The sequence below is a fragment of the Pseudomonas sp. ZS1P83 genome (assembly GCF_054897825.1).
Genome location: NZ_CM142706.1, coordinates 374,942 through 395,172, shown reverse-complemented (window position 1 = coordinate 395,172; position 20,231 = coordinate 374,942). Strand labels below are relative to the sequence as shown.

Here is a 20,231-nt window from a genome sequence, read left to right as displayed (position 1 = left end):
CCGATACCTGTAGGAGCGAGGCTTGCCCGCGAAGGGCTTAACGCGGCTCGATGTGGGCAATCATCAACTGCACCGTCTCGTTGCCACGGAACTCGTTAAGGTCGAGTTTGTAGGCCAATTCCACCCACTTGATGGTCGGATTCGGCCAGATGTCGCGGTCGATTCCGAAGGCAATGCCGTCCAGTTTCACCGAGCCGCATTCGCTTTTCAGCACCACTTTGAGGTGCCGCTCGCCGACGACGCGCTGCTCGACCAGTTGGAACACCCCATGAAACAGCGGCTCCGGGAAGTGCTGCCCCCATGGACCGGCATGGCGCAGGGCGCGGGCCAGTTCCAGGTGGAATTCCTCGACCGCCAGGGTGCCATCCGACAGCAGGCGCCCGGTCAGGTCTTCTTCGCGCAATTGCCTACGCACTTCGGCGTCAAAGGCTTCAGCGAACAACGGAAAATTCGCTTCCGGCAACGTCAGGCCGGCTGCCATCGCATGGCCGCCGTATTTGCTGATCAAATTCGGATGCTGCGCCGCCACCACGCTCAATGCGTCGCGAATATGAAAACCCTGGACCGAACGCCCCGAGCCCTTGAGCAAGCCATCGCCTGCATCGGCAAAGGCAATGGTCGGACGGAAATAGCGATCTTTCATACGCGATGCGAGGATTCCGATGACACCCTGGTGCCACTCGGGATCGAACAGGCACAAGCCGAACGGCATCGACTCAACCGGTAAATCCTTCAGTTGAGCCAGCGCTTCACGCTGCATGCCCTGCTCAATGGATTTGCGGTCCTGGTTCATGCCGTCGAGCTGAACCGCCATTTCACGCGCCAGACCGGCGTCTTCAGTGAGCAGGCATTCGATGCCCAGGCTCATGTCATCCAGCCTTCCTGCCGCGTTCAGGCGCGGGCCAACAATGAACCCCAGATCGGTGGAGGTGATGCGCGCAGGGTCACGCTTGGCCACCTCAAGGATTGCCTTGATGCCTGGGCGAGCACGCCCGGCGCGAATCCGTTCCAGGCCTTGGTGCACCAGAATCCGGTTGTTGGCATCCAGTGGAACCACGTCGGCGACGCTGCCCAGCGCCACCAGGTCCAGCAACTCGCCGATGTTCGGCTGCGGCTTGGTCTCGTACCAGCCGAGGCTGCGCAAGCGCGCGCGCAGGGCCATCAACACGTAGAAAATTACCCCGACGCCGGCCAGCGCCTTGCTCGGAAAGTCGCAACCAGGCTGGTTCGGATTGACGATGGCATCGGCCAACGGCAGTTCATCGCCGGGCAAGTGATGATCGGTAACCAGGACGTTCAGCCCGGCCTTTTTCGCCGCTGCCACGCCTTCAACGCTGGAAATACCGTTATCCACGGTAATGAGCAACTGCGGATCGCGGGTCAGCGCCACTTCAACGATTTCCGGCGTCAGGCCGTAGCCGTACTCAAATCGGTTCGGCACCAGATAGTCGACGTGAGCCGCACCCAGCAGACGCAAGCCCAGCATGCCCACTGTACTGGCCGTCGCACCATCGGCGTCGAAGTCACCGACAATCAGAATCCGCTGACGCTGCTCCAGCGCCGTCACCAGCAAATCCACCGCCGCATCGATACCTTTGAGCCGCTGGAACGGGATCAGTCGCGCCAGGCTCTTATCCAGTTCAGCCTCGGACAGCACGCCCCGCGCCGCGTACAGACGGGTCAGCAACGGCGGCAGATCACCGAGGAATGGCAGGGTGTCGGGCAACAGGCGAGGTTCGATGCGCATGGGGTGACAGGTGCTTCTCTTGAATACGTAGGATAAAACCGGATGACGCAGGTTAGCAGCGAATAATCAGCCGCGTTCGCCGCTCAACCACTGCAACTGGACTTCATGCTGACCACGGTCGTCGGTGACGAAAATCGTCCCTTCGCTGATCATCACATCCCACTTGATAACGCGGGGCATGTCCTTGGCCAGGGTTTCCAGCACTTCCTGCGGAACAGCAGCGATGTGCACGTTTTTCAGGTTTTTGATCGCCGGGATCACTTTGGTTTCCCAGACGCGCAGGCTGCCGTAGGCCAGCAGGCTGGTGCGCTCGGTGCGACGCGAGCACCACGTCAGGCGATCGGCGTCTGGCTGACCGACTTCGATCCAGTGCAGAACGCGGTCGTCCAGGCTCTTTTCCCACAGGGCAGGTTCGTCCACGTCTGACAGACCCCGACCGAACGACAGCTGCTCGTTGTACCAGAAGGCGTAGGCCAGCAGCCGCACGGTCATGCGCTCTTCGGTTTCCGAAGGGTGACGAGCGATGGTTTGCTTCACGCTCTCGTACACGTTGCGGTCGAGGTCGGTAAGGTTCAGTTCAAACTTGTAGGTCGTGGACGGCTGGGCCATGAACGGGCTTCTTGATACGGGGAAAGGCGGCAAGTCTAACCGATGCGGTACGTAATCCACGAATGGAAGGCGATCAACCTTGGTCGTCTGACGTTCGGCTATGTTAAAACGCTGTATTCGCTCAGCCACTGTCCTACAGGATTCAGCATGCCGCTCACCGGAAAACCGCTCTCAGGTCTGAAAGTCATTGAATTGGGCACGTTGATCGCCGGGCCGTTTGCCTCGCGGATTTGCGGCGAGTTCGGTGCCGAAGTGATCAAAATCGAGTCCCCCGATGGTGGCGATCCATTGCGTAAATGGCGCAAATTGTATGAAGGCACTTCGCTGTGGTGGTTCGTTCAGGCGCGCAACAAGAAGTCCCTGACGCTGAACCTGAAACACCCCGACGGCCTGGCAATTCTGAAAAAACTGCTCAGCGAAGCGGACATCCTGATAGAGAATTTTCGCCCAGGTGTGTTGGAAAAACTCGGTCTGGGCTGGGAAGTCTTGCACGCACTGAACCCGAAACTGGTGATGGTGCGCCTCTCGGGTTTCGGTCAGACCGGGCCGATGAAGGATCAGCCAGGTTTTGGCGCCGTCGGTGAATCCATGGGTGGCCTGCGCTACATCACCGGCTTCGAAGACCGACCACCGGTGCGCACCGGAATCTCCATCGGCGATTCCATTGCCGCACTTTGGGGCGTGATTGGCGCACTGATGGCCCTGCGTCATCGCGAGGTAAACGGAGGCCTTGGCCAAGTGGTGGATGTGGCGCTGTATGAAGCGATCTTCGCCATGATGGAAAGCATGGTCCCCGAGTTCGACGTGTTCGGTTTCATCCGCGAGCGCACCGGCAACATCATGCCGGGCATTACGCCCTCCTCTATCCACACCAGTGCCGACGGCAAGCATGTGCAGATCGGCGCCAATGGCGACGCGATCTTTAAACGTTTCATGCTGATCATCGGTCGCGACGACCTGGCCAACGACCCTGCGCTGGCGAGCAACGACGGACGCGATAGCCGTCGCGACGAGATTTATGGGGTGATTGATCGCTGGGCCAACTCACTGCCGCTGGACGCCATCATCGAGCAGTTGAATCAGGCCGACGTACCGGCCAGTCGGATCTTCAGCGCTGAAGACATGTTCAGTGATCCACAGTACCTGGCCCGGGAGATGTTCCTGAAAGCCAAGTTGCCGGATGGTAAAGATTTCAAGATGCCGGGAATAGTGCCGAAACTCTCTGAGACACCCGGTACTTCGGAATGGGTCGGGCCGCAGTTGGGCGAACACAATGCGCAGGTACTCAACGATCTTGGTTACGACAAGGAACAGATCGCAAAGCTGCGTGAAGCCGGGGCGATCTAAGCTGAAACGCCTGCTTACGCGACCCATCAATCACTGCCTGACGCGCGGCGGGCGAGCAGCGTGCGCGTTCGTGTTTTTCCTTTTGCTCACCGGCCAGGCTCAGTCGACGTTGGCGCAACCGAAGGAAACCCTGGTCTGGTTATTGCGCGACCTTCCACCGCTGATGATTTTCGAAGGATCGAAAAAGGGCCAGGGAGTGATCGATCAATTTTTACCGCTGCTGATCGCCCGCATGCCGCAATACGAGCACACCCTGATGCGAGTCAATCGCGCTCGCGGCTTGCAAATGCTCCACGAGCCATCCCTCACGTGCGATGCGGCGCTGAACTGGAGCAAGGAGCGCGATAGCTGGATCGCGTTTTCCATTCCGGTGTTTCGGGCCATGAGCAATGGATTGGCCGTGCGCCGCGATGATCGGGAGGTGTTGACGCCCTTCATCAAGGATGGCGAAGTGGACCTGGTTGCCCTGTTGGCCAGTGGCCACGAGAAGCTGGGCATTATTGCCGAGCGCAACTATGGCGAATATCTCGACGCGCTGCTCAAACAAGCACCAGCCAACTCACTGACCCTCCACTACGGTAACGACGCCTTGGGCAGCCTGTTGCAAATGCAACGTCTGGGGCGCTTGCGGATGCTGTTGGGATACCGCCCGGAAATCCGCTACCAGGCCCAGCAGCAAGGGATCACGGAGGATGAATTGCAGTTCTACCCGATTCGCGGCACGGGTAAATACCTGTCCGGTTACATCGGCTGTACCGACACACCCCAAGGCCGGCAGGCGATCATCGAGATCAACCAACTGCTGCGCACCCTGCCCCACGATCACTTGAGCCAGGCATATGCCGCCTGGCTGGACCCCGAAAGTCGCAGCGACTACCTGGAAGCCAGCCGGGCATTTTTCATACAACAGGCCGCGCAATGACAAATCGCAGGCAAAAAGAAACCCCGAGAAGTGGGGAGACGACTCGGGGTTAAACGTGGCCTACATAAAGACCAGTAACAGCAAGCTACAAGCACCGGAGCACAATGCTTGATCCTGCTGTTACATGGTCTGACTGACATTAGCGCAGGAAGGTTCCCACAAAAAAACAATTCAATTTCGGTTGGCCAGGATTTTGTCCTGAGCCGCATTGCGCAACGCCGCTATGACGCAGGGCTCCAGCCGGCCTTCCGCGATAAGCACGTCGCGATGCAACCCGTCGACCACATCCGTCAGTAGACGCTTGCTGGTTAACTGGGCCTGATTGAACGCGCGTTCGACCACGATAGCGCCGGACGCATTCTTCAGTGTCACCAGGCATTCGCCATGAGTCCCTGACGGGGTCAACGTAACCTGATACGGGCTCAGAGCCTCACCGAGCAATAGACTGATACTTTCCATCTCGATCACCACTCAATAGTCCGAAAACAAAGTGCCTGGGGCGTGCCTACAGTAAATGACCTCTGGCCCGAGAAGAAAGTTCTGGATACCGACTGCAGGTGAACCTGCGCCTCTGGTCAATAGAGCATGCACGGCCAAGATGACAGAGAGAAAACAGCCGCGTCACGCCTGCCTCTTGCGCTTGCTAATATCGGTCCATCCCCCTAGCAGGCCGCGCAATTGTCCATCGGCACTGTAAAACGGCACCGTCCATTGATAGACATGCCTGAGGCCGTTGTTGAACATCAATTGACGCTCACTGAAGCGGGTCTTGCGCGTACCGAGCTGGGCCATGAACTCTGCATGCAGCAGTTCGGCAGTCTCTTTGGGCAAGACATCCTGTTCAATCAGCTGTCGTCCCTGAACCTGGTCGAAACGAGTCGACAAGCCCTCTTCATAACTTTTGTTGCACATGATCAAACGCCCTTCCAGATCACGAACAAACATCGGATCGGGCATGGCGTCCATCAACGCATGCTGGAAGGCGAGCTGATCACTCAGATTTTTCTCGGCATCCAGGCGCTGCTGGATCAATACCGTGAGCCTGCGGTTCCAGAGTAGCGACAGCAGGCCGAACAGACTGACGACAAACACTCCCCAGCAGCCCCACTGGGTGAACGGGTGCCAGTTGCCGGGCACCTGAACGGGGGCAATCCCATTGAGCCATTTCAGGCGAATGGCGCGCAATTCGGCAGGAGGAAACGCTTCAAGCGCCTTGTTGAGAATGCTCGACAACTGCGGCTGACCTTTGCGTACGGCCAGGTGGTCCGCCTCCCATTTGCCCTCAACCGTATACCCGACCTTGAGCTGACCGGGCGGATAGAGTTGTGCTCCGATTTCGTTTTCGATGGTGGCATAGGCCTCACCGCTTTCGACCAACGCCCGGGCCTCCGTATAGGTTTTAACCGAGCGCAGGTCGATGTCCGGATTGTCGCGGCGAATCGTAGCCTCCAGCGCATGCCGCGTCGGCAACACCAGAACCCTTCCCGACAGCTGCTCCAGGGATTGCACCACTGGCGCCCCGGCGCGCCCGACGAACACCCAGCCAGCGCCACCGAACGCATGACTGAAATCCAGAAACGTCTTGCGTTCGTCATTCATCGCCAACGTCGTGCTCATGTCCGCGGCACCGCTTTCCAGCCGTCCAAGCAGCTGATCGGTAGAAAACGACTCTTCATGAACAAACTGCAATCCCGTCATGGCGCTGATGCGGTTGAGCAGATCATTGTTCAAACCGCTCCAGTGGCCGTGCTCATCCTTGAACAGGTACAGCGGATATTGCACCGAGGCGACGATGACTTGCGAATGCTCGGCAATCCATTCAAGTTCCTGAGCGTCCAGCTCGATCGCTGCGTTGATGACGGATCCCCTGGACTCGGAAGCCGTCAATTGCGACGCGCTCCCCCATTGAGCAAAGCCCAAGGTACCGACCAAAAAAAACATCCAGCGCGCGGCTGGTTTTAACCCTTTTAAAAACAGCATTACCACTTCCTTCGCGATCAACTCGCCCGTCCCTCATGGGCGAAAACGCAACAAGTGTGGCATGCAGAAATGAAAAAGCCCGTCAGGAGACGGGCTTCAAAATGTGACAGTTTTAATTGGTTACAGAGGCTTGCCGCGGTTGCCATGCTGACTGACAAAGGCCTGGACGGCTTTCAGGTCATTTGGCAGCACGGTGCAGCGCTCATCTCGCTCAAACAAATCAGAAAGATGTGCAGGTAGTTCGAGCGCTTTTCCTACGCCTGCTTTTTCCACGGCGTCCGGGAATTTGACCGGATGCGCCGTACCGAGGATCACCATTGGGATATCCAGGTTGCGACGGCATTCGCGTGCAGCCTTCACACCGATAGCCGTGTGCGGATCCAGCAGTTCGCCGGTTTGCTCGAAGACTTCGGCGATGGTTTCGCAGGTTTGAGCGTCATCCACGGCCAGCGAATCGAACAGTTTGCGAGCTTCGGTCCAGCGCTCCTCTTCGACGCTGAAACCGCCACCCTGCTTGAAGGTGTCCATCAAACCGGCAATCGCTGCGCCGTTGCGACCGTGCAGATCGAACAGCAGGCGTTCGAAGTTCGACGACACCATGATGTCCATCGACGGCGACAGCGTGGCGTGCAGGGTTTCCTTGACGTACTGATTGCCGCTCATGAAGCGGTGCAGGATGTCGTTGCGGTTGGTGGCGACGATCAACTGGTTGATCGGCAGGCCCATGTTGCGTGCCAGGTAACCGGCGAAGATATCGCCGAAGTTGCCGGTGGGCACCGAGAAGGATATCGAACGTGCCGGACCGCCCAACTGCAGGGCTGCGTGGAAGTAGTAAACGATCTGGGCCATGATTCGCGCCCAGTTGATCGAGTTCACCGCTACCAGACGCGTGCCTTTGAGGAAGCTCTGGTCGGCGAAGCTGGCCTTGACCATTTCCTGGCAGTCATCGAAGTTGCCTTCGATGGCGATGTTATGAATGTTCTCGCCGAAGATCGTGGTCATCTGGCGACGCTGCACTTCGGACACGCGGTTGTGCGGGTGCAGGATGAAGATGTCGACGTTTTCGCAGTGCTTGCAGCCTTCGATGGCGGCCGAGCCGGTATCACCGGAGGTCGCACCGACGATCACTACACGCTCACCGCGCTTTTCCAGCACGTAGTCGAGCAAACGACCGAGCAGTTGCAGGGCGAAGTCCTTGAACGCCAGGGTCGGGCCGTGGAACAGCTCCAATACCCATTCGTTGCCGTTCAGCTGACGCAGCGGTGCGACGGCGTTGTGCGAGAACACAGCGTAAGTTTCTTCGAGGATTTTTTTGAAATCGGCATCGGGGATGCTGCCGGCCACGAATGGGCGCATTACCCGGAAGGCCAGTTCGTGATACGGCAGGCCGGCCCAGGAAGCGATTTCTTCCTGGGTGAAACGTGGCAGGTTTTCCGGCACGTACAGGCCGCCGTCAGTGGCCAGACCGGCCAGCAGAACGTCTTCGAAATTCAGGGCCGGTGCCTGGCCGCGGGTACTGATATAACGCATGACTGGCTCCAATAGACAGTGTTCGCAAACCCGAGCCCGCATGCGGGCCCGGTGAACGATAACGGCTTAGTTCAGGTGCTCGACGCGGATCCGTACGACCGGACCGACCACGCCCGTCAGGGCTTCCAGGGCGGCGATTGCGTCGTTCATGTGCTGTTCCAGCACGCGATGAGTCAGCAGAATCATCGGCACCAAGCCGTCGTGTTCTTCGACTTCTTTCTGCATGATCGATTCGATGTTGATGCCGCGCTCCGACAGGATGCTCGCGACCTGGGCCAACACGCCCGGATGATCCTTGGCCTGGATGCGCAGGTAGTAGGCGCTTTCGCAAGCTTCGATCGGCAGGATCGGGTGGGCCGACAGCGAATCCGGCTGGAAGGCCAGGTGCGGCACGCGGTTTTCCGGGTCGGACGTCATGGCGCGAACCACGTCCACCAGGTCGGCGATCACCGAGGAAGCGGTTGGCTCCATGCCAGCGCCAGCGCCGTAGAACAAGGTCGAACCGGCTGCATCACCGTTGACCATCACCGCGTTCATCACGCCGTTGACGTTGGCGAGCAGACGATCGGCCGGGATCAGCGTCGGGTGCACACGCAACTCGATACCGGCAGCCGTGCTGCGAGCCACACCAAGGTGCTTGATGCGATAGCCCAGCGCTTCGGCGTAGTTCACGTCAGCGGTGGTCAGCTTGGTGATGCCTTCGGTGTAGGCCTTGTCGAATTGCAGCGGAATACCGAACGCGATGGATGCCAGGATCGTCAGCTTGTGGGCCGCGTCGATGCCTTCAACGTCGAAGGTCGGATCGGCTTCGGCGTAACCGAGGGCTTGCGCCTCGGCGAGGACGTCTTCGAAGGTCCGGCCCTTTTCGCGCATTTCGGTGAGGATGAAGTTGCCGGTGCCGTTGATGATCCCGGCGACCCAGTTGATACGGTTGGCGGACAAGCCTTCACGGATCGCCTTGATCACCGGAATGCCACCGGCCACGGCCGCTTCGAACGCAACGATCACGCCCTTCTCGCGGGCCTTGGCGAAAATTTCGTTACCGTGAACGGCGATCAACGCCTTGTTCGCGGTGACCACATGTTTTCCGTTCTCGATCGCTTTGAGTACCAGCTCACGGGCAACGGTGTAGCCGCCCACCAGCTCTATGACGATGTCGATCTCAGGGTTCGTGGCCACTTCGAAGACATCGTTGGTAATCGCAATACCGGTCGTCTGGAACTGAGGCTTTGGCGTGCGCATGGCAATTTGTGCCACTTCGATTCCACGCCCGGCACGACGAGCAATTTCCTCGGCGTTGCGCTGAAGTACGTTGAAGGTACCGCCACCGACGGTTCCTAACCCACAGATGCCTACTTTGACCGGTTTCACTGTGAACTCCCCATAAAACGGCCGACTCAAGGCCGGCCGTGAAAACAACCGCATGCTCGCGGTTCTCTATTGATGGCCCGGTGAATGTTGCCGCCGGACCATGATCGTCAATGGCTGACCGTGACGATGCAAATTTATTTCGCGTCCAGCGCCAGTTTGGCGACTTGTGGCGCAGGCTGGTAGCCCGGAATGACTTGGCCATCAGCCAAAACGATGGCCGGTGTGCCGTTCACGCCGATCGACTGACCGAGGGCGAACTGTTTGGAAACCGGGTTATCGCATTTGGCGGCCTTGATTTCCTTGCCGTCGACCATTTTGTCCATGGCGGCTTTTTTGTCTTTCGAGCACCAGACCGCTTGCAGCTGTTCATCACCCGGCGAGCCCAGGCCCTGGCGCGGGAACGCGACGTAACGCACTTCGATGCCGCGCTTGTTCAGCTCAGGCACTTCGGCATGCAGCTTGTGGCAGTACGGGCAGGTGGTGTCGGTGAACACGGTGATGTGCGATTTGGTTTCGCCGATCGCCGGATACACCACGGTTTCCGCGACCGGGATTGCGTTGACCAGTTTGGAAACGCCCAGGCGTTCGGTCTTCTCGGTCAGGTTGACCGGTTTGCCGTCCTTGAGCTGGAACAGGTAACCCTGAACCACGTACTGGCCATCGGCGCTGGCGTAGAGCACGCGGCTGCCCTTGAGTTTGACTTCGTACAGACCTGGCAGAGGACTGGCGGAGATGCTTTCTACCGGAACTTCGAGCTGAAGGTTTTCCAGGCTTTTACGAATGGCTTTATCGGCCGCGTCATCGGCGACGGCAAAGGTGCTGACCAACGCAATGGCTGCGGCGGCGAAAATCTGGGTCAGACGCATGAGAACTCCTGAGGGCGGACAAATGGGACGATCAGAACGCCCGTGCCGAAACACCGGGTCATAATCGCCCATCGTGCAAACCGGCAAAGCCTACCACATAAGGGCTGCGTGGCCGAATGCGGGTGACAAGACACCTAACTTGCGGTGTACGACGCTTTATGTAGCAGTTCTGCACTAGCCGCGCGGATGGTGTTTGGCATGCAATTCCTGCAAGCGTGCGCGGGCGACGTGGGTGTAGATCTGCGTGGTCGACAGATCGCTGTGGCCGAGTAGCATTTGCACCACCCGCAAGTCGGCTCCGTGGTTGAGCAAGTGCGTGGCGAAGGCATGACGCAGGGTATGCGGCGACAGCGACTTGCCGATCCCGGCGACCTTGGCCTGATGCTTGATGCGATGCCAGAAAGTCTGCCGAGTCATCTGCTCGCCGCGCAGGCTGGGGAACATGACATCGCTGGGGCGCCCGCCCAGCAGCTCGTTGCGGCCATCGCGCAGGTAACGCTCGACCCAGACAATCGCCTCCTCGCCCATCGGCACCAGCCGCTCCTTGCTGCCCTTGCCCATCACTCGCAGCACGCCCTGACGCAGGTTGACCTGCTCCAGTGTCAGACTGATCAGTTCCGTCACCCGCAGGCCACAGGCGTAAAGCACTTCGAGCATGGCGCGGTCCCGCTGGCCGATGGCTTCGCTCAAGTCGGGCGCCTTCAGCAACGCCTCCACATCGGCTTCTGACAAGGATTTTGGCAAAGGCCTACCGAGTTGAGGCATATCGACGCGTAACGTCGGATCGACCGTGATCAACTTTTCTCGCAGCAGATAGCGATAAAAGCCGCGCACACCAGAGAGAAATCTCGCAGTGGAACGGGGTTTGTAGTTCTGCTCCAGGCGCCAGGCCAAGTGATCGAGGATCAATTCACGGCCAGCGTTGATCAACTCCAGCCCCCTCTCCTGCAGCCAGCCGTTGAACAAGGCCAGGTCGCTGCGATAGGCATCGCGGGTGTTATCGGAAAGACCTTTCTCCAGCCACAGCGCGTCGAGAAATTGGTCTATCAAAGGATGATCGATGGCGGGCATAAAGGCTCAGGCAAGACCGGCAGTACGGCCAAGGAAGATAAATCGCAGGCAACAAAAAAGCAGCCCGTAGGCTGCTTTTTTCTGCATCGGAAGCTGGACTTAAGCCAGTTTTTCCTTGATGCGAGCTGCTTTACCGGACAGGTCACGCAGGTAGTACAGCTTGGCTTTACGTACGTCACCGCGACGTTTAACGGCCATGCTGTCGATTTGCGGGCTGTAGGTCTGGAAAGTACGCTCTACGCCAACACCGTTGGAGATTTTACGAACGGTGAAAGCACTGTTTACGCCGCGGTTACGCTTGGCGATAACAACACCTTCGAACGCTTGCAGACGCGAACGGTCGCCTTCCTTCACTTTCACCTGAACGACAACAGTGTCGCCCGGGGCAAAGGTAGGGATCTCTTTGGTCATCTGCTCTGCTTCGAGTGCAAGGATGATTTTGTTAGTCATGCTGTGCTCCTAAGGTAAATCGTCGGATCTACCATCGATACGTTGTTAACTATCGTCCCGCTCGCGGATGTATTCCTCGAGCAGCTTCTTCTCTTCTCCAGAAAGCGAGCGGCTTTCCAGAAGATCGGCGCGTCGTTCAGAGGTCCTACCAAGGGACTGCTGTAAACGCCAACGCCGGATATGCGCGTGATTGCCACTTAGCAATACGTCGGGAACACGCTGATCCGCATACACCTCCGGTCGGGTGTAGTGCGGGCAATCCAGCAAACCATCCGTAAAGGAATCTTCCTCGGCGGAGTCCGCATGCCCTAAAGCTCCAGGCAGCAGTCGTGTAACCGCATCGATCAGGACCATCGCCGGCAGCTCGCCGCCAGACAGTACATAGTCGCCAATCGACCACTCTTCATCGACATGAGCTTCAATAAAACGCTCGTCAATGCCTTCATAGCGGCCGGCAATCAGGATCAATGCATCCGAATTCGCCAACTCGCGTACCGCCGACTGAGTCAGTTGACGGCCTTGGGGGGACAGGTAAATTACCTTCGCCGCCTCCCCGGCTGCTGCCTTGGCCTGAACCAACGCATCTTCCAGGGGCTTGATCTTCATCACCATGCCCGGACCACCGCCAAATGGGCGATCATCCACAGTGTGATGTCGATCCGTCGTGTAGTCTCGCGGATTCCAACAGGTGAGCTGCAAGAGCCCCTGTTTCACCGCACGACTGGTGATGCCGTACTCGCTGATGGCGGAGAACATCTCGGGAAACAAACTGATCACTTCTACGCGCAAATTAGCCACGCTTAGAAGTCCGCATCCCATTCCACCTTCATCTCGCCTGCGGCAAGGTCGACAACCAACACGCATTGCTCCGTATAGGGCAACAGGCGTTCGCGATCGTCCAGGCTGCCAGCGCAAGGCTTGACCACCATGACATCGTTCGAGCCAGTCTCTAGCAGATGATCGATTTTCCCGAGCAGTTGCCCGAGTTGGTCGATGACCTTGAGACCTTCCAGCTGGTACCAGTAGTACTCGCCGTCGGTCAGATCTGGAAACAGGTTACGCGGCACGCAGATCTCATAACCGGCCAGAAGACGAGCTTCTTCACGATCATCGAGACCCTTGAGCTTTGTGACCAGAAACTTGCCGTTATGAACACGGCCGCTGACCAGCTCTACCTGCCGTACAACGCCTTCACGCTTGAGCGTCCAGGTTTTGTAGTCCAACAGGTTTGCAATTGGATCAGTAAAGGAAAAGACCTTCACTTCGCCGCGAACACCGTGAATCGAATAGATTTTGCCGATAACGATCAAATCATCAGCAATGGCTGGCGTCGCGTTCATATTGCTCAGGCCGCAGCCTTAGCAGCGTCCTTCAACAACTGAGCAACACGCTCAGAAGGTTGTGCACCAACGCTCAGCCAGTAGGCTACGCGCTCTTGGTTCACGGACAGACGAACTTCTTGACCACGAGCAACAGGGTTGAAGAAACCAACCTGTTCCTTGTGCGAACCGTCGCGCGGGTTGCGGCTGTCGGTTACGGTCAAGTGGTAAAACGGGCGCTTTTTGGAGCCGCCAAGGGCAAGACGGATTGTTAGCATGTGAACATCGTTCCTGTAGTCGGTGCTGCAAATCTAAAGGCACAGCGGGCATAGGTGCCCGAAAGGCCGCATATTCTAAGGAATATCCGGACTTTTGCAAATGTCTTTTTCCGGCGGCCTATCGGTCGCCATCAAGATTTGCTATAGAGCCGTCGTTGAAAACGGCCAGTCAGCTCCCGCCAAGTGCGGGTTTGCTGGAGATCCCACTTCCATGTGGGGTTGCGCCGACATGGCTGTCGGCACGAATTCTTTACATTTTCGGCATGCCGCCGCCGGGCAACATACCGCCCATGCCGCGCATCATTTTGGCCATTCCGCCTTTCGCGGAGAATTTCTTCATCATCTTCTGCATCTGCTTGTGCTGCTTGATCAAGCGACCGACGTCCTGCACCTGGGTGCCGGACCCCATGGCGATCCGGCGTTTGCGCGAACCGCTGATCAGCTCAGGGTCGCGGCGCTCGGCCGGGGTCATGGAATTGATGATGGCTTCCATCTGTTTGAATTGTTTCTCTGCCGCGCCCTGGGCGTTGCCCATCTGTGCCAGGTTCATACCACCGATGTTCGGCAGTTTGTCCATGAGGCCGCCGAGACCGCCCATGTTTTTCATCTGTTGTAGCTGATCGCGGAAGTCCTCGAGGTCGAAGCCCTTACCCTTCTTCAGCTTCTTGGCCAGTTTGTCGGCCTTGTCCTTGTCGAGGGTCTGTTCGGCCTGCTCGATCAGGCTGAGCACGTCGCCCATGCCGAGGATGCGCGAAGCAATACGCTCTGGGTGGAACGGCTCGAGCGCTTCGCTCTTCTCGCCCATACCGATGAACTTGATCGGCTTGCCGGTGATGGCGCGGACCGACAGTGCAGCACCGCCACGGGCGTCGCCGTCGACCTTGGTCAGGATCACACCGGTCAGCGGCAGTGCATCGCCAAAGGCCTTGGCCGTATTGGCGGCGTCCTGACCGGTCATGGCGTCGACCACGAACAGTGTTTCGACCGGGTTGATCGCAGCGTGGAGCGCCTTAATCTCGCCCATCATCTCTTCGTCGATGTGCAGACGACCGGCGGTATCGACGATGACGACGTCGATGAATTTCAGTTTTGCTTCTTTAATAGCCGCTTGCGCGATGTCGACCGGTTTCTGGCTCAGGTCGGACGGGAAGAAGGTAACGCCAACTTCACCCGCGAGCATTTCGAGCTGTTTGATCGCTGCCGGACGGTAAACGTCCGCAGACACGACCATGACCGACTTCTTCTTGCGCTCTTTGAGGAAGCGCGCGAGTTTGCCGGCGGTGGTGGTTTTACCCGCACCCTGCAAACCGGCCATCAGCACGACGGCAGGAGGAACGGCGCTCAGGTTCAGGTCTTCGTTGGCCGCGCCCATCAGGCTTTCGAGTTCGGCCTGGACGATTTTCACGAAGGCCTGGCCCGGCGTCAGGCTGCGCGACACCTCGGTGCCGACGGCGCGTTCCTTGACCGAGTTGACGAAGTCTTTCACCACCGGCAAGGCGACGTCAGCTTCGAGCAACGCCATGCGCACTTCACGCAGGGTGTCTTTGATGTTGTCCTCGGTCAGCTTGGCCTTGCCGGTGACATGGCGCAGCGTCTGCGAGAGACGGTCGGTTAAGTTTTCAAACATTGCGCGATCCTTTCAGGCCCTGTGTAGACCGGGATAATGGCGGCCCAGACCGGAATAAACATGTGCTCGGCGAGCCTGCGGCGTGGGCAGGTCGCGGATTATAGCGAAGACTGCGTCTGGCGGACACCTCGTCGTCAGGTTGCATGGTCTTTCGTGCTGCGGGGGTTCTATGCCAAACTCAGCGCCTTTCGGGCTTGCCTAACAGGATTTATGCTCCCCTTGTCACCCAGTTTGCTAACTACCCTCGCCGCCGCCTGCTTATATGCCGCTGCGACCCTCTATCAGAGCACTCGTCTGGCCACCGGCGCCAAGGCGAACAAGCGCCTGCTGGTCACGCTCGGCGTGCTTGCCGTGCTGGCTCACAGCGCCAGCCTGTTCACCCACCTGCTGACACCGATCGGCCTGGGCCTGGATTTTTTCAGCGCCGCCAGCCTGATTGCCGCCGCTGTCATCGCCCTGACGCTGCTGGCCTGCTCGCGAATTCCGGTGGAGAACCTGCTTATATTGCTGTTCCCGCTCGGTGCCGCCACCGTGCTGCTCGCGCAGTTCGCCCCCGCCGGCACGGTGCAGATCATCGACGAAGAACCGGGCATCCTCGCCCACATCCTGCTGTCGATCCTCGCCTACGGCATGTTCACCATCGCGGTGTTCCAGGCGTTGCTGCTGCTGGTTCAAGACCATCAGCTCAAGCACAAGCATCCGTCCGGCCTGATCAAGAACTTCCCGCCGCTGCAAACCATGGAAAGCCTCCTGTTCGGCTTCCTCTGGGCCGGCTGGACCCTGCTCTCGCTGTCGCTGATCTCCGGCTGGCTGTTCGTCGACAACCTGTTCGCCCAGCACCTGGTGCACAAAACGTTGCTGGCGTGCCTCGCCTGGGTCGTTTTCAGCGTGCTGCTCTGGGGTCGTAACCGCCTCGGCTGGCGCGGACACAAGGCCATTCGCTGGACCCTCGCCGGTTTCTGCCTGCTGATGCTGGCGTATTTCGGCAGTAAGCTGGTTCGTGAATACATCCTGCATATCTGACGGGCGGCATTAATGGACGACTTGCCCATAGGGCCGATGCTCGCGGTAGTGGCCCTGCTGATTTTATGGTCGGGGCTGTTTACCGCCATCGAAGTTGCACAACAGCACTTGCTCGCCCAGCGGACCGCTTCGCGTTCGAGCGACAAGCCGGTGGCAAAGCTGAGCTTTGCGCTCAATAGCCTGATCCTCTGCAATACCCTGTGCCGCGCGCTGGTCGTGGTCATCAGCACATTGCTGGCGATTTTCACCTGGGCGGAAAACGGTCCATGGGTTGCCTGCCTCGGGGCTGGCGCCGTGCTTCTGGTGTTCGCCGACTACCTGCCGCGCACCCTCGCCGTTCGCCATCCGGACGCCGTCCTGGCCTTGGGTAATACCTTGCTTGGCGCGCCACTGAAAATCGTCTATCCCGCCGCCTGGTTGCTCAATGGCATCAGCCAGTTGCTGATGCGACCGTTCGCCCGCAAAGTCAAAGTGGTGCAGCAGAGCGAAGACGAGGCACCGAACGATAGGCACAACGATCACGAACACGCCGTCTGCCGCCCGCACCCGCTGTCAGGTATCCATGCGCTGGACAACATCACGGTCAACGACATTCTGGTGCCACGCAGTGACGTCGAGGGGATCAACCTGGACGACTCCCTCGAGGAAATCATCGAGCAACTGCGCAAAAACAAACGCACACGCCTGCCGGTGTTCCACAGCGACATCAACCAGGTCGAAGCGGTGCTCAACACCCGGCAGATCCGTCACTTATTGCACGATTCCAGCCTGACCATGGAAGCGCTCTTGGCGGCCAGCCACGACCCCTACTTCGTACCGGAAAGTACCCCGTTGCAGCTGCAACTGTTGAATTTCCACAAACAACAGCGACGCTTGGGCATGGTAGTCGACGAGTACGGCGAAGTGCTCGGCATCGTGACCCTGGAGGACATTCTCGAAGAAATCGTCGGCGAGTTCGAAAGCCAGCACAGCCTGGATAACCCGCACATCCATCCACAAGCGGATGGCCGCCTGGTGATCGAAGGTGCGGCGTCGATTCGCGAACTGAACAAGAGCCTGGGCTGGCACCTGCCCAGCGATGGTCCGAAAACCCTCAACGGGTTGGTGACCGAGGCGCTGGAGACGATTCCGGAAAGTGCGGTATGCCTGAAGATCGGGCGTTATCGCCTGGAGATTCTGGAGACGGAAGACAACCGCGTCAGCCGGGTTTTGATCTGGCATATCAGTTCGGTTCCCGCCGCTATCTAAAGCCCGACACGTGCCCTGTGGAGAGCCGCTTACCCAAGCCCCGCCATACCCAAGTGCTACCCGCACTCTGCGTTAAACCCACATCCCTGGGTGTTCGACCATAATAATTCGCTCCACTGGGGCACATGACTGTCAGGGATAACTGCATGACGACCAGCACGATTTATAACGACACCACGCCTGCGCAACCGACGAACTCCGCCACCCGTGTGGCGACCGCGAGTTTCATCGGCACCGCCATCGAGTTCTACGACTTCTACGTTTATGCCACTGCCGCTGCGCTGGTGATCGGTCCGGTATTCTTTCCGCAGACCTCCGGCACGGCCCAGATGCTGTCGGCGTTCCTCACCTTCGGCATCGCCTTCCTTGCTCGACCGCTGGGATCGGCGCTGTTCGGCCATTTCGGTGACCGCATCGGGCGCAAATCGACACTGGTTGCCTCGCTGCTGCTGATGGGCGTGTGCACCACGCTGATCGGCGTGCTACCCGGTTATGACAGCATCGGAGCCTGGGCGCCGATTTTGCTCTGCGTGCTGCGCTTTGGCCAAGGCCTGGGACTGGGCGGTGAATGGGGCGGCGCTGCGCTCCTGGCGACGGAGAATGCGCCGAAGGGCAAACGCGCCTGGTTCGGCATGTTCCCGCAACTCGGCCCTTCTATTGGCTTCCTCGCGGCCAACGGCCTGTTTCTGACGCTGGCAATGACCCTGAACGACGAGCAGTTCCGCTCGTGGGGCTGGCGGATTCCTTTCCTGCTCAGTGCCGCATTGGTGATGGTGGGTCTGTACGTGCGCCTCAAGCTTCACGAAACGCCGGTGTTTGCCAACGCAATGGCTCGCCAGGAGCGGGTGAAGATCCCGCTGATCGAGCTGCTCAGTCAATACTGGGCGCCGATGCTGCTGGGGGCCGGGTCGATGGTGGTGTGCTACGCGCTGTTCTATATCTCGACGGTGTTTTCGCTGAGCTATGGCGTATCGACGCTCGGGTACACCCGCGAAACCTTCCTCGCGCTGCTGTGCTTCGCTGTACTGTTCATGGCCGCTGCCACCCCGCTATCGGCTTGGGCCAGTGATCGTTTCGGGCGCAAACCGGTGCTGATCATCGGTGGCGTGCTGGCGATTTTGTCCGGATTCCTGATGGAACCGCTGCTGACCCAAGGTTCAACCTGGGGCGTGGCGCTGTTCCTGTGCATCGAGCTGTTTCTGATGGGCGTGACGTTTGCACCAATGGGCGCACTGCTGCCGGAGCTGTTCCCAACTCACGTGCGTTATACCGGTGCGTCGGCGGCCTACAATCTGGGCGGCATTGTCGGGGCCTCAGCGGCACCGTTCTTCGCACAGAAGCTGGTGGCGATGGGGGGGTTGAGTTATGTCGGTGGGTATGTGTCGGGGGCGGCGGTGCTGAGCTTGATTGCTGTGCTGTGCCTGAAGGAAACGCGAAATAACGATCTGAATCGGGTTGTCTGATAGAAAAAGCTTCGCGGGCAAGCCTCGCTCCTACGGTCCCAGGTCGAATACATGCTTATGGATTGACCTAATCCTGTAGGAGCGAGCGGTGCGGCGATCCAACTTGCCCGCGAAGGGCGCGCCTCGGTTACAGCTCTACAACAACAGCCTGAGCAGCGCGGGTGGCTTTAGCACGAGCCGCTTCAATCGACTCATCCCGCGCCAACGCCACACCCATCCGACGCTGGCCATTCACCTCAGGCTTGCCGAACAGACGCAACGCAGTATCCGGTTCGCTCAACGCGGCCCCCAGATTGGCGAAAGCCGTCTGAGTCGACTGCCCTTCCACCAGAATGACCGCCGAAGCCGAAGGCCCGAACTGGCGGATCAACGGAATCGGTAAGCCCAGAATCGCCCGCGCGTGCAGCGCGAACTGCGACAGGTCCTGGGAAATCAACGTCACCAAACCCGTATCATGCGGACGCGGCGAGACTTCACTGAACCAGACTTGATCACCTTTGATGAACAGCTCAACACCAAACAGACCACGGCCACCCAGGGCTTCAGTGACGGCTTTGGCAACGCGCTCGGATTCGGCCAGGGCAATCGGGCTCATGGCTTGTGGCTGCCAGGATTCCTGATAGTCGCCCTTCTCCTGACGGTGACCGACTGGCGCGCAGAACGTAGTGCCGCCAACGTGACACACGGTCAACAGGGTGATTTCGTAGTCGAAGTCGATAAAGCCTTCGACGATCACGCGGCCTTTACCGGCGCGGCCGCCTTCTTGCGCGTAATCCCAAGCGGTTTTCACGTCATCGGCACTGCGCAGCAGGCTCTGGCCTTTGCCCGACGAACTCATGACCGGCTTGACCACGCAAGGGAAGCCCAGGTCCTGGACGGCCTTGCTGTAATCTTCGAAGGTGTCGGCGAAGTGGTACGGCGAGGTCGGCAGGTCCAGCTCTTCAGCAGCCAGGCGACGGATGCCTTCGCGGTTCATGGTCAGCTGCGCGGCGCGAGCGGTCGGGATCACGGTGAAGCCTTCGGCTTCCAGCTCCACGAGGGTCGCGGTGGCAATGGCTTCGATTTCCGGCACGATGAAGTGCGGCTTTTCGGCCTCGATCACGGCACGCAGGGCGGCGCCGTCGAGCATGTTGATCACATGGCTGCGATGGGCTACCTGCATGGCCGGCGCATTGGCATAGCGATCCACGGCAATCACTTCAACGCCCAGGCGTTGCAGCTCGATCACCACTTCCTTGCCCAACTCGCCACAGCCACACAGCAATACGCGGGTCGCGGTTGGCGACAATGGAGTTCCGATACGGGTCATCTCAGGTCCTCAGAAGCGGATCATCGAGGGTCGCGCCTGACGCGCTTCCCATGGGGAGAAAGCGCGGCATT

Annotated in this window: 19 protein-coding genes; 5 read left to right on the top strand and 14 right to left on the bottom strand. The window is 59.0% G+C overall.

The window, feature by feature from the left end:
• Positions 1-37: 37 nt before the first annotated feature.
• Positions 38-1,747 carry a single-stranded-DNA-specific exonuclease RecJ gene (gene recJ, locus ACYZT0_RS01925; RefSeq protein WP_462044402.1) on the bottom strand — a complete coding sequence of 570 codons (1,710 nt, stop codon included), beginning with the start codon at positions 1,745-1,747 and terminating at the stop codon, positions 38-40.
• A gap of 66 nt (positions 1,748-1,813) precedes the next feature.
• Positions 1,814-2,356 (bottom strand): YaeQ family protein, encoded by a 543-nt coding sequence (locus ACYZT0_RS01920; RefSeq protein WP_282377035.1) that lies wholly within the window; start codon positions 2,354-2,356, stop codon positions 1,814-1,816.
• Positions 2,357-2,503: 147 nt separating this feature from the next.
• On the opposite strand from ACYZT0_RS01920, the gene ACYZT0_RS01915 reads away from it, so the two are divergent.
• Together ACYZT0_RS01915 and ACYZT0_RS01910 are read left to right on the top strand one after the other, a co-directional pair.
• A complete protein-coding gene (locus ACYZT0_RS01915; protein ID WP_462044401.1) occupies positions 2,504-3,703 on the top strand; it encodes a CaiB/BaiF CoA transferase family protein in 1,200 nt (399 codons plus the stop codon).
• The gene (locus ACYZT0_RS01910) at positions 3,630-4,625 is read left to right on the top strand and encodes a TIGR02285 family protein (protein WP_462044400.1); all 996 of its coding nucleotides are present in this window, start codon (positions 3,630-3,632) and stop codon (positions 4,623-4,625) included. Before ACYZT0_RS01915 ends, ACYZT0_RS01910 begins: the two co-directional genes overlap by 74 nt.
• Positions 4,626-4,796: 171 nt before the next feature.
• Here ACYZT0_RS01910 and ACYZT0_RS01905 read toward each other — a convergent pair whose 3' ends face one another.
• The 11 genes from ACYZT0_RS01905 to ffh form a co-directional block, all read right to left on the bottom strand.
• Positions 4,797-5,084, bottom strand: a complete 288-nt coding sequence (locus tag ACYZT0_RS01905) for a DUF3509 domain-containing protein (RefSeq protein ID WP_461974037.1) — start codon at positions 5,082-5,084, stop codon at positions 4,797-4,799.
• Between the two features lie 162 nt (positions 5,085-5,246).
• Positions 5,247-6,605 carry a transporter substrate-binding domain-containing protein gene (locus ACYZT0_RS01900; protein WP_462044399.1) on the bottom strand — a complete coding sequence of 453 codons (1,359 nt, stop codon included), beginning with the start codon at positions 6,603-6,605 and terminating at the stop codon, positions 5,247-5,249.
• Positions 6,606-6,725: 120 nt separating this feature from the next.
• Positions 6,726-8,135, bottom strand: coding sequence for a threonine synthase (thrC, locus tag ACYZT0_RS01895; protein ID WP_462044398.1), 1,410 nt, complete (start codon positions 8,133-8,135; stop codon positions 6,726-6,728).
• Between the two features lie 66 nt (positions 8,136-8,201).
• Positions 8,202-9,506, bottom strand: a complete 1,305-nt coding sequence (locus tag ACYZT0_RS01890) for a homoserine dehydrogenase (protein WP_461965900.1) — start codon at positions 9,504-9,506, stop codon at positions 8,202-8,204.
• 134 nt (positions 9,507-9,640) lie between these two features.
• Positions 9,641-10,372, bottom strand: coding sequence for a bifunctional protein-disulfide isomerase/oxidoreductase DsbC (gene dsbC / locus ACYZT0_RS01885; RefSeq protein ID WP_462044397.1), 732 nt, complete (start codon positions 10,370-10,372; stop codon positions 9,641-9,643).
• A 174-nt stretch (positions 10,373-10,546) separates the two neighbouring features.
• Positions 10,547-11,443: a site-specific tyrosine recombinase XerD gene (gene xerD, locus ACYZT0_RS01880; RefSeq protein ID WP_462044396.1), complete on the bottom strand. Its 897-nt coding sequence runs from the start codon at positions 11,441-11,443 to the stop codon at positions 10,547-10,549.
• A 99-nt stretch (positions 11,444-11,542) separates the two neighbouring features.
• Positions 11,543-11,893 (bottom strand): 50S ribosomal protein L19, encoded by a 351-nt coding sequence (gene rplS, locus ACYZT0_RS01875; RefSeq protein ID WP_063322826.1) that lies wholly within the window; start codon positions 11,891-11,893, stop codon positions 11,543-11,545.
• A gap of 45 nt (positions 11,894-11,938) precedes the next feature.
• Positions 11,939-12,712: a tRNA (guanosine(37)-N1)-methyltransferase TrmD gene (gene trmD / locus ACYZT0_RS01870; RefSeq protein WP_462044395.1), complete on the bottom strand. Its 774-nt coding sequence runs from the start codon at positions 12,710-12,712 to the stop codon at positions 11,939-11,941.
• The gene (gene rimM, locus ACYZT0_RS01865; RefSeq protein WP_462044394.1) at positions 12,694-13,233 is read right to left on the bottom strand and encodes a ribosome maturation factor RimM; all 540 of its coding nucleotides are present in this window, start codon (positions 13,231-13,233) and stop codon (positions 12,694-12,696) included. The genes trmD and rimM overlap by 19 nt, the downstream gene beginning before the upstream one ends.
• A 5-nt stretch (positions 13,234-13,238) precedes the next feature.
• Positions 13,239-13,490: a 30S ribosomal protein S16 gene (gene rpsP / locus ACYZT0_RS01860; RefSeq protein WP_007944872.1), complete on the bottom strand. Its 252-nt coding sequence runs from the start codon at positions 13,488-13,490 to the stop codon at positions 13,239-13,241.
• Positions 13,491-13,740: 250 nt separating this feature from the next.
• Positions 13,741-15,117, bottom strand: a complete 1,377-nt coding sequence (ffh, locus tag ACYZT0_RS01855; protein WP_462044393.1) for a signal recognition particle protein — start codon at positions 15,115-15,117, stop codon at positions 13,741-13,743.
• A 210-nt stretch (positions 15,118-15,327) separates the two neighbouring features.
• Between ffh and ACYZT0_RS01850 the strand changes: the two genes are divergently transcribed.
• The 3 genes from ACYZT0_RS01850 (at position 15,328) to ACYZT0_RS01840 (ending at position 18,851) form a co-directional block, all read left to right on the top strand.
• Positions 15,328-16,140 carry a cytochrome C assembly family protein gene (locus tag ACYZT0_RS01850; RefSeq protein WP_462044392.1) on the top strand — a complete coding sequence of 271 codons (813 nt, stop codon included), beginning with the start codon at positions 15,328-15,330 and terminating at the stop codon, positions 16,138-16,140.
• Between the two features lie 12 nt (positions 16,141-16,152).
• A complete protein-coding gene (locus ACYZT0_RS01845) occupies positions 16,153-17,388 on the top strand; it encodes a transporter associated domain-containing protein (RefSeq protein WP_462044391.1) in 1,236 nt (411 codons plus the stop codon).
• A gap of 146 nt (positions 17,389-17,534) precedes the next feature.
• Positions 17,535-18,851 carry an MFS transporter gene (locus ACYZT0_RS01840; protein WP_462044390.1) on the top strand — a complete coding sequence of 439 codons (1,317 nt, stop codon included), beginning with the start codon at positions 17,535-17,537 and terminating at the stop codon, positions 18,849-18,851.
• Between the two features lie 127 nt (positions 18,852-18,978).
• Here ACYZT0_RS01840 and purT read toward each other — a convergent pair whose 3' ends face one another.
• Positions 18,979-20,160 carry a formate-dependent phosphoribosylglycinamide formyltransferase gene (purT, locus tag ACYZT0_RS01835; protein WP_462044389.1) on the bottom strand — a complete coding sequence of 394 codons (1,182 nt, stop codon included), beginning with the start codon at positions 20,158-20,160 and terminating at the stop codon, positions 18,979-18,981.
• Positions 20,161-20,231 lie beyond the last annotated feature (71 nt).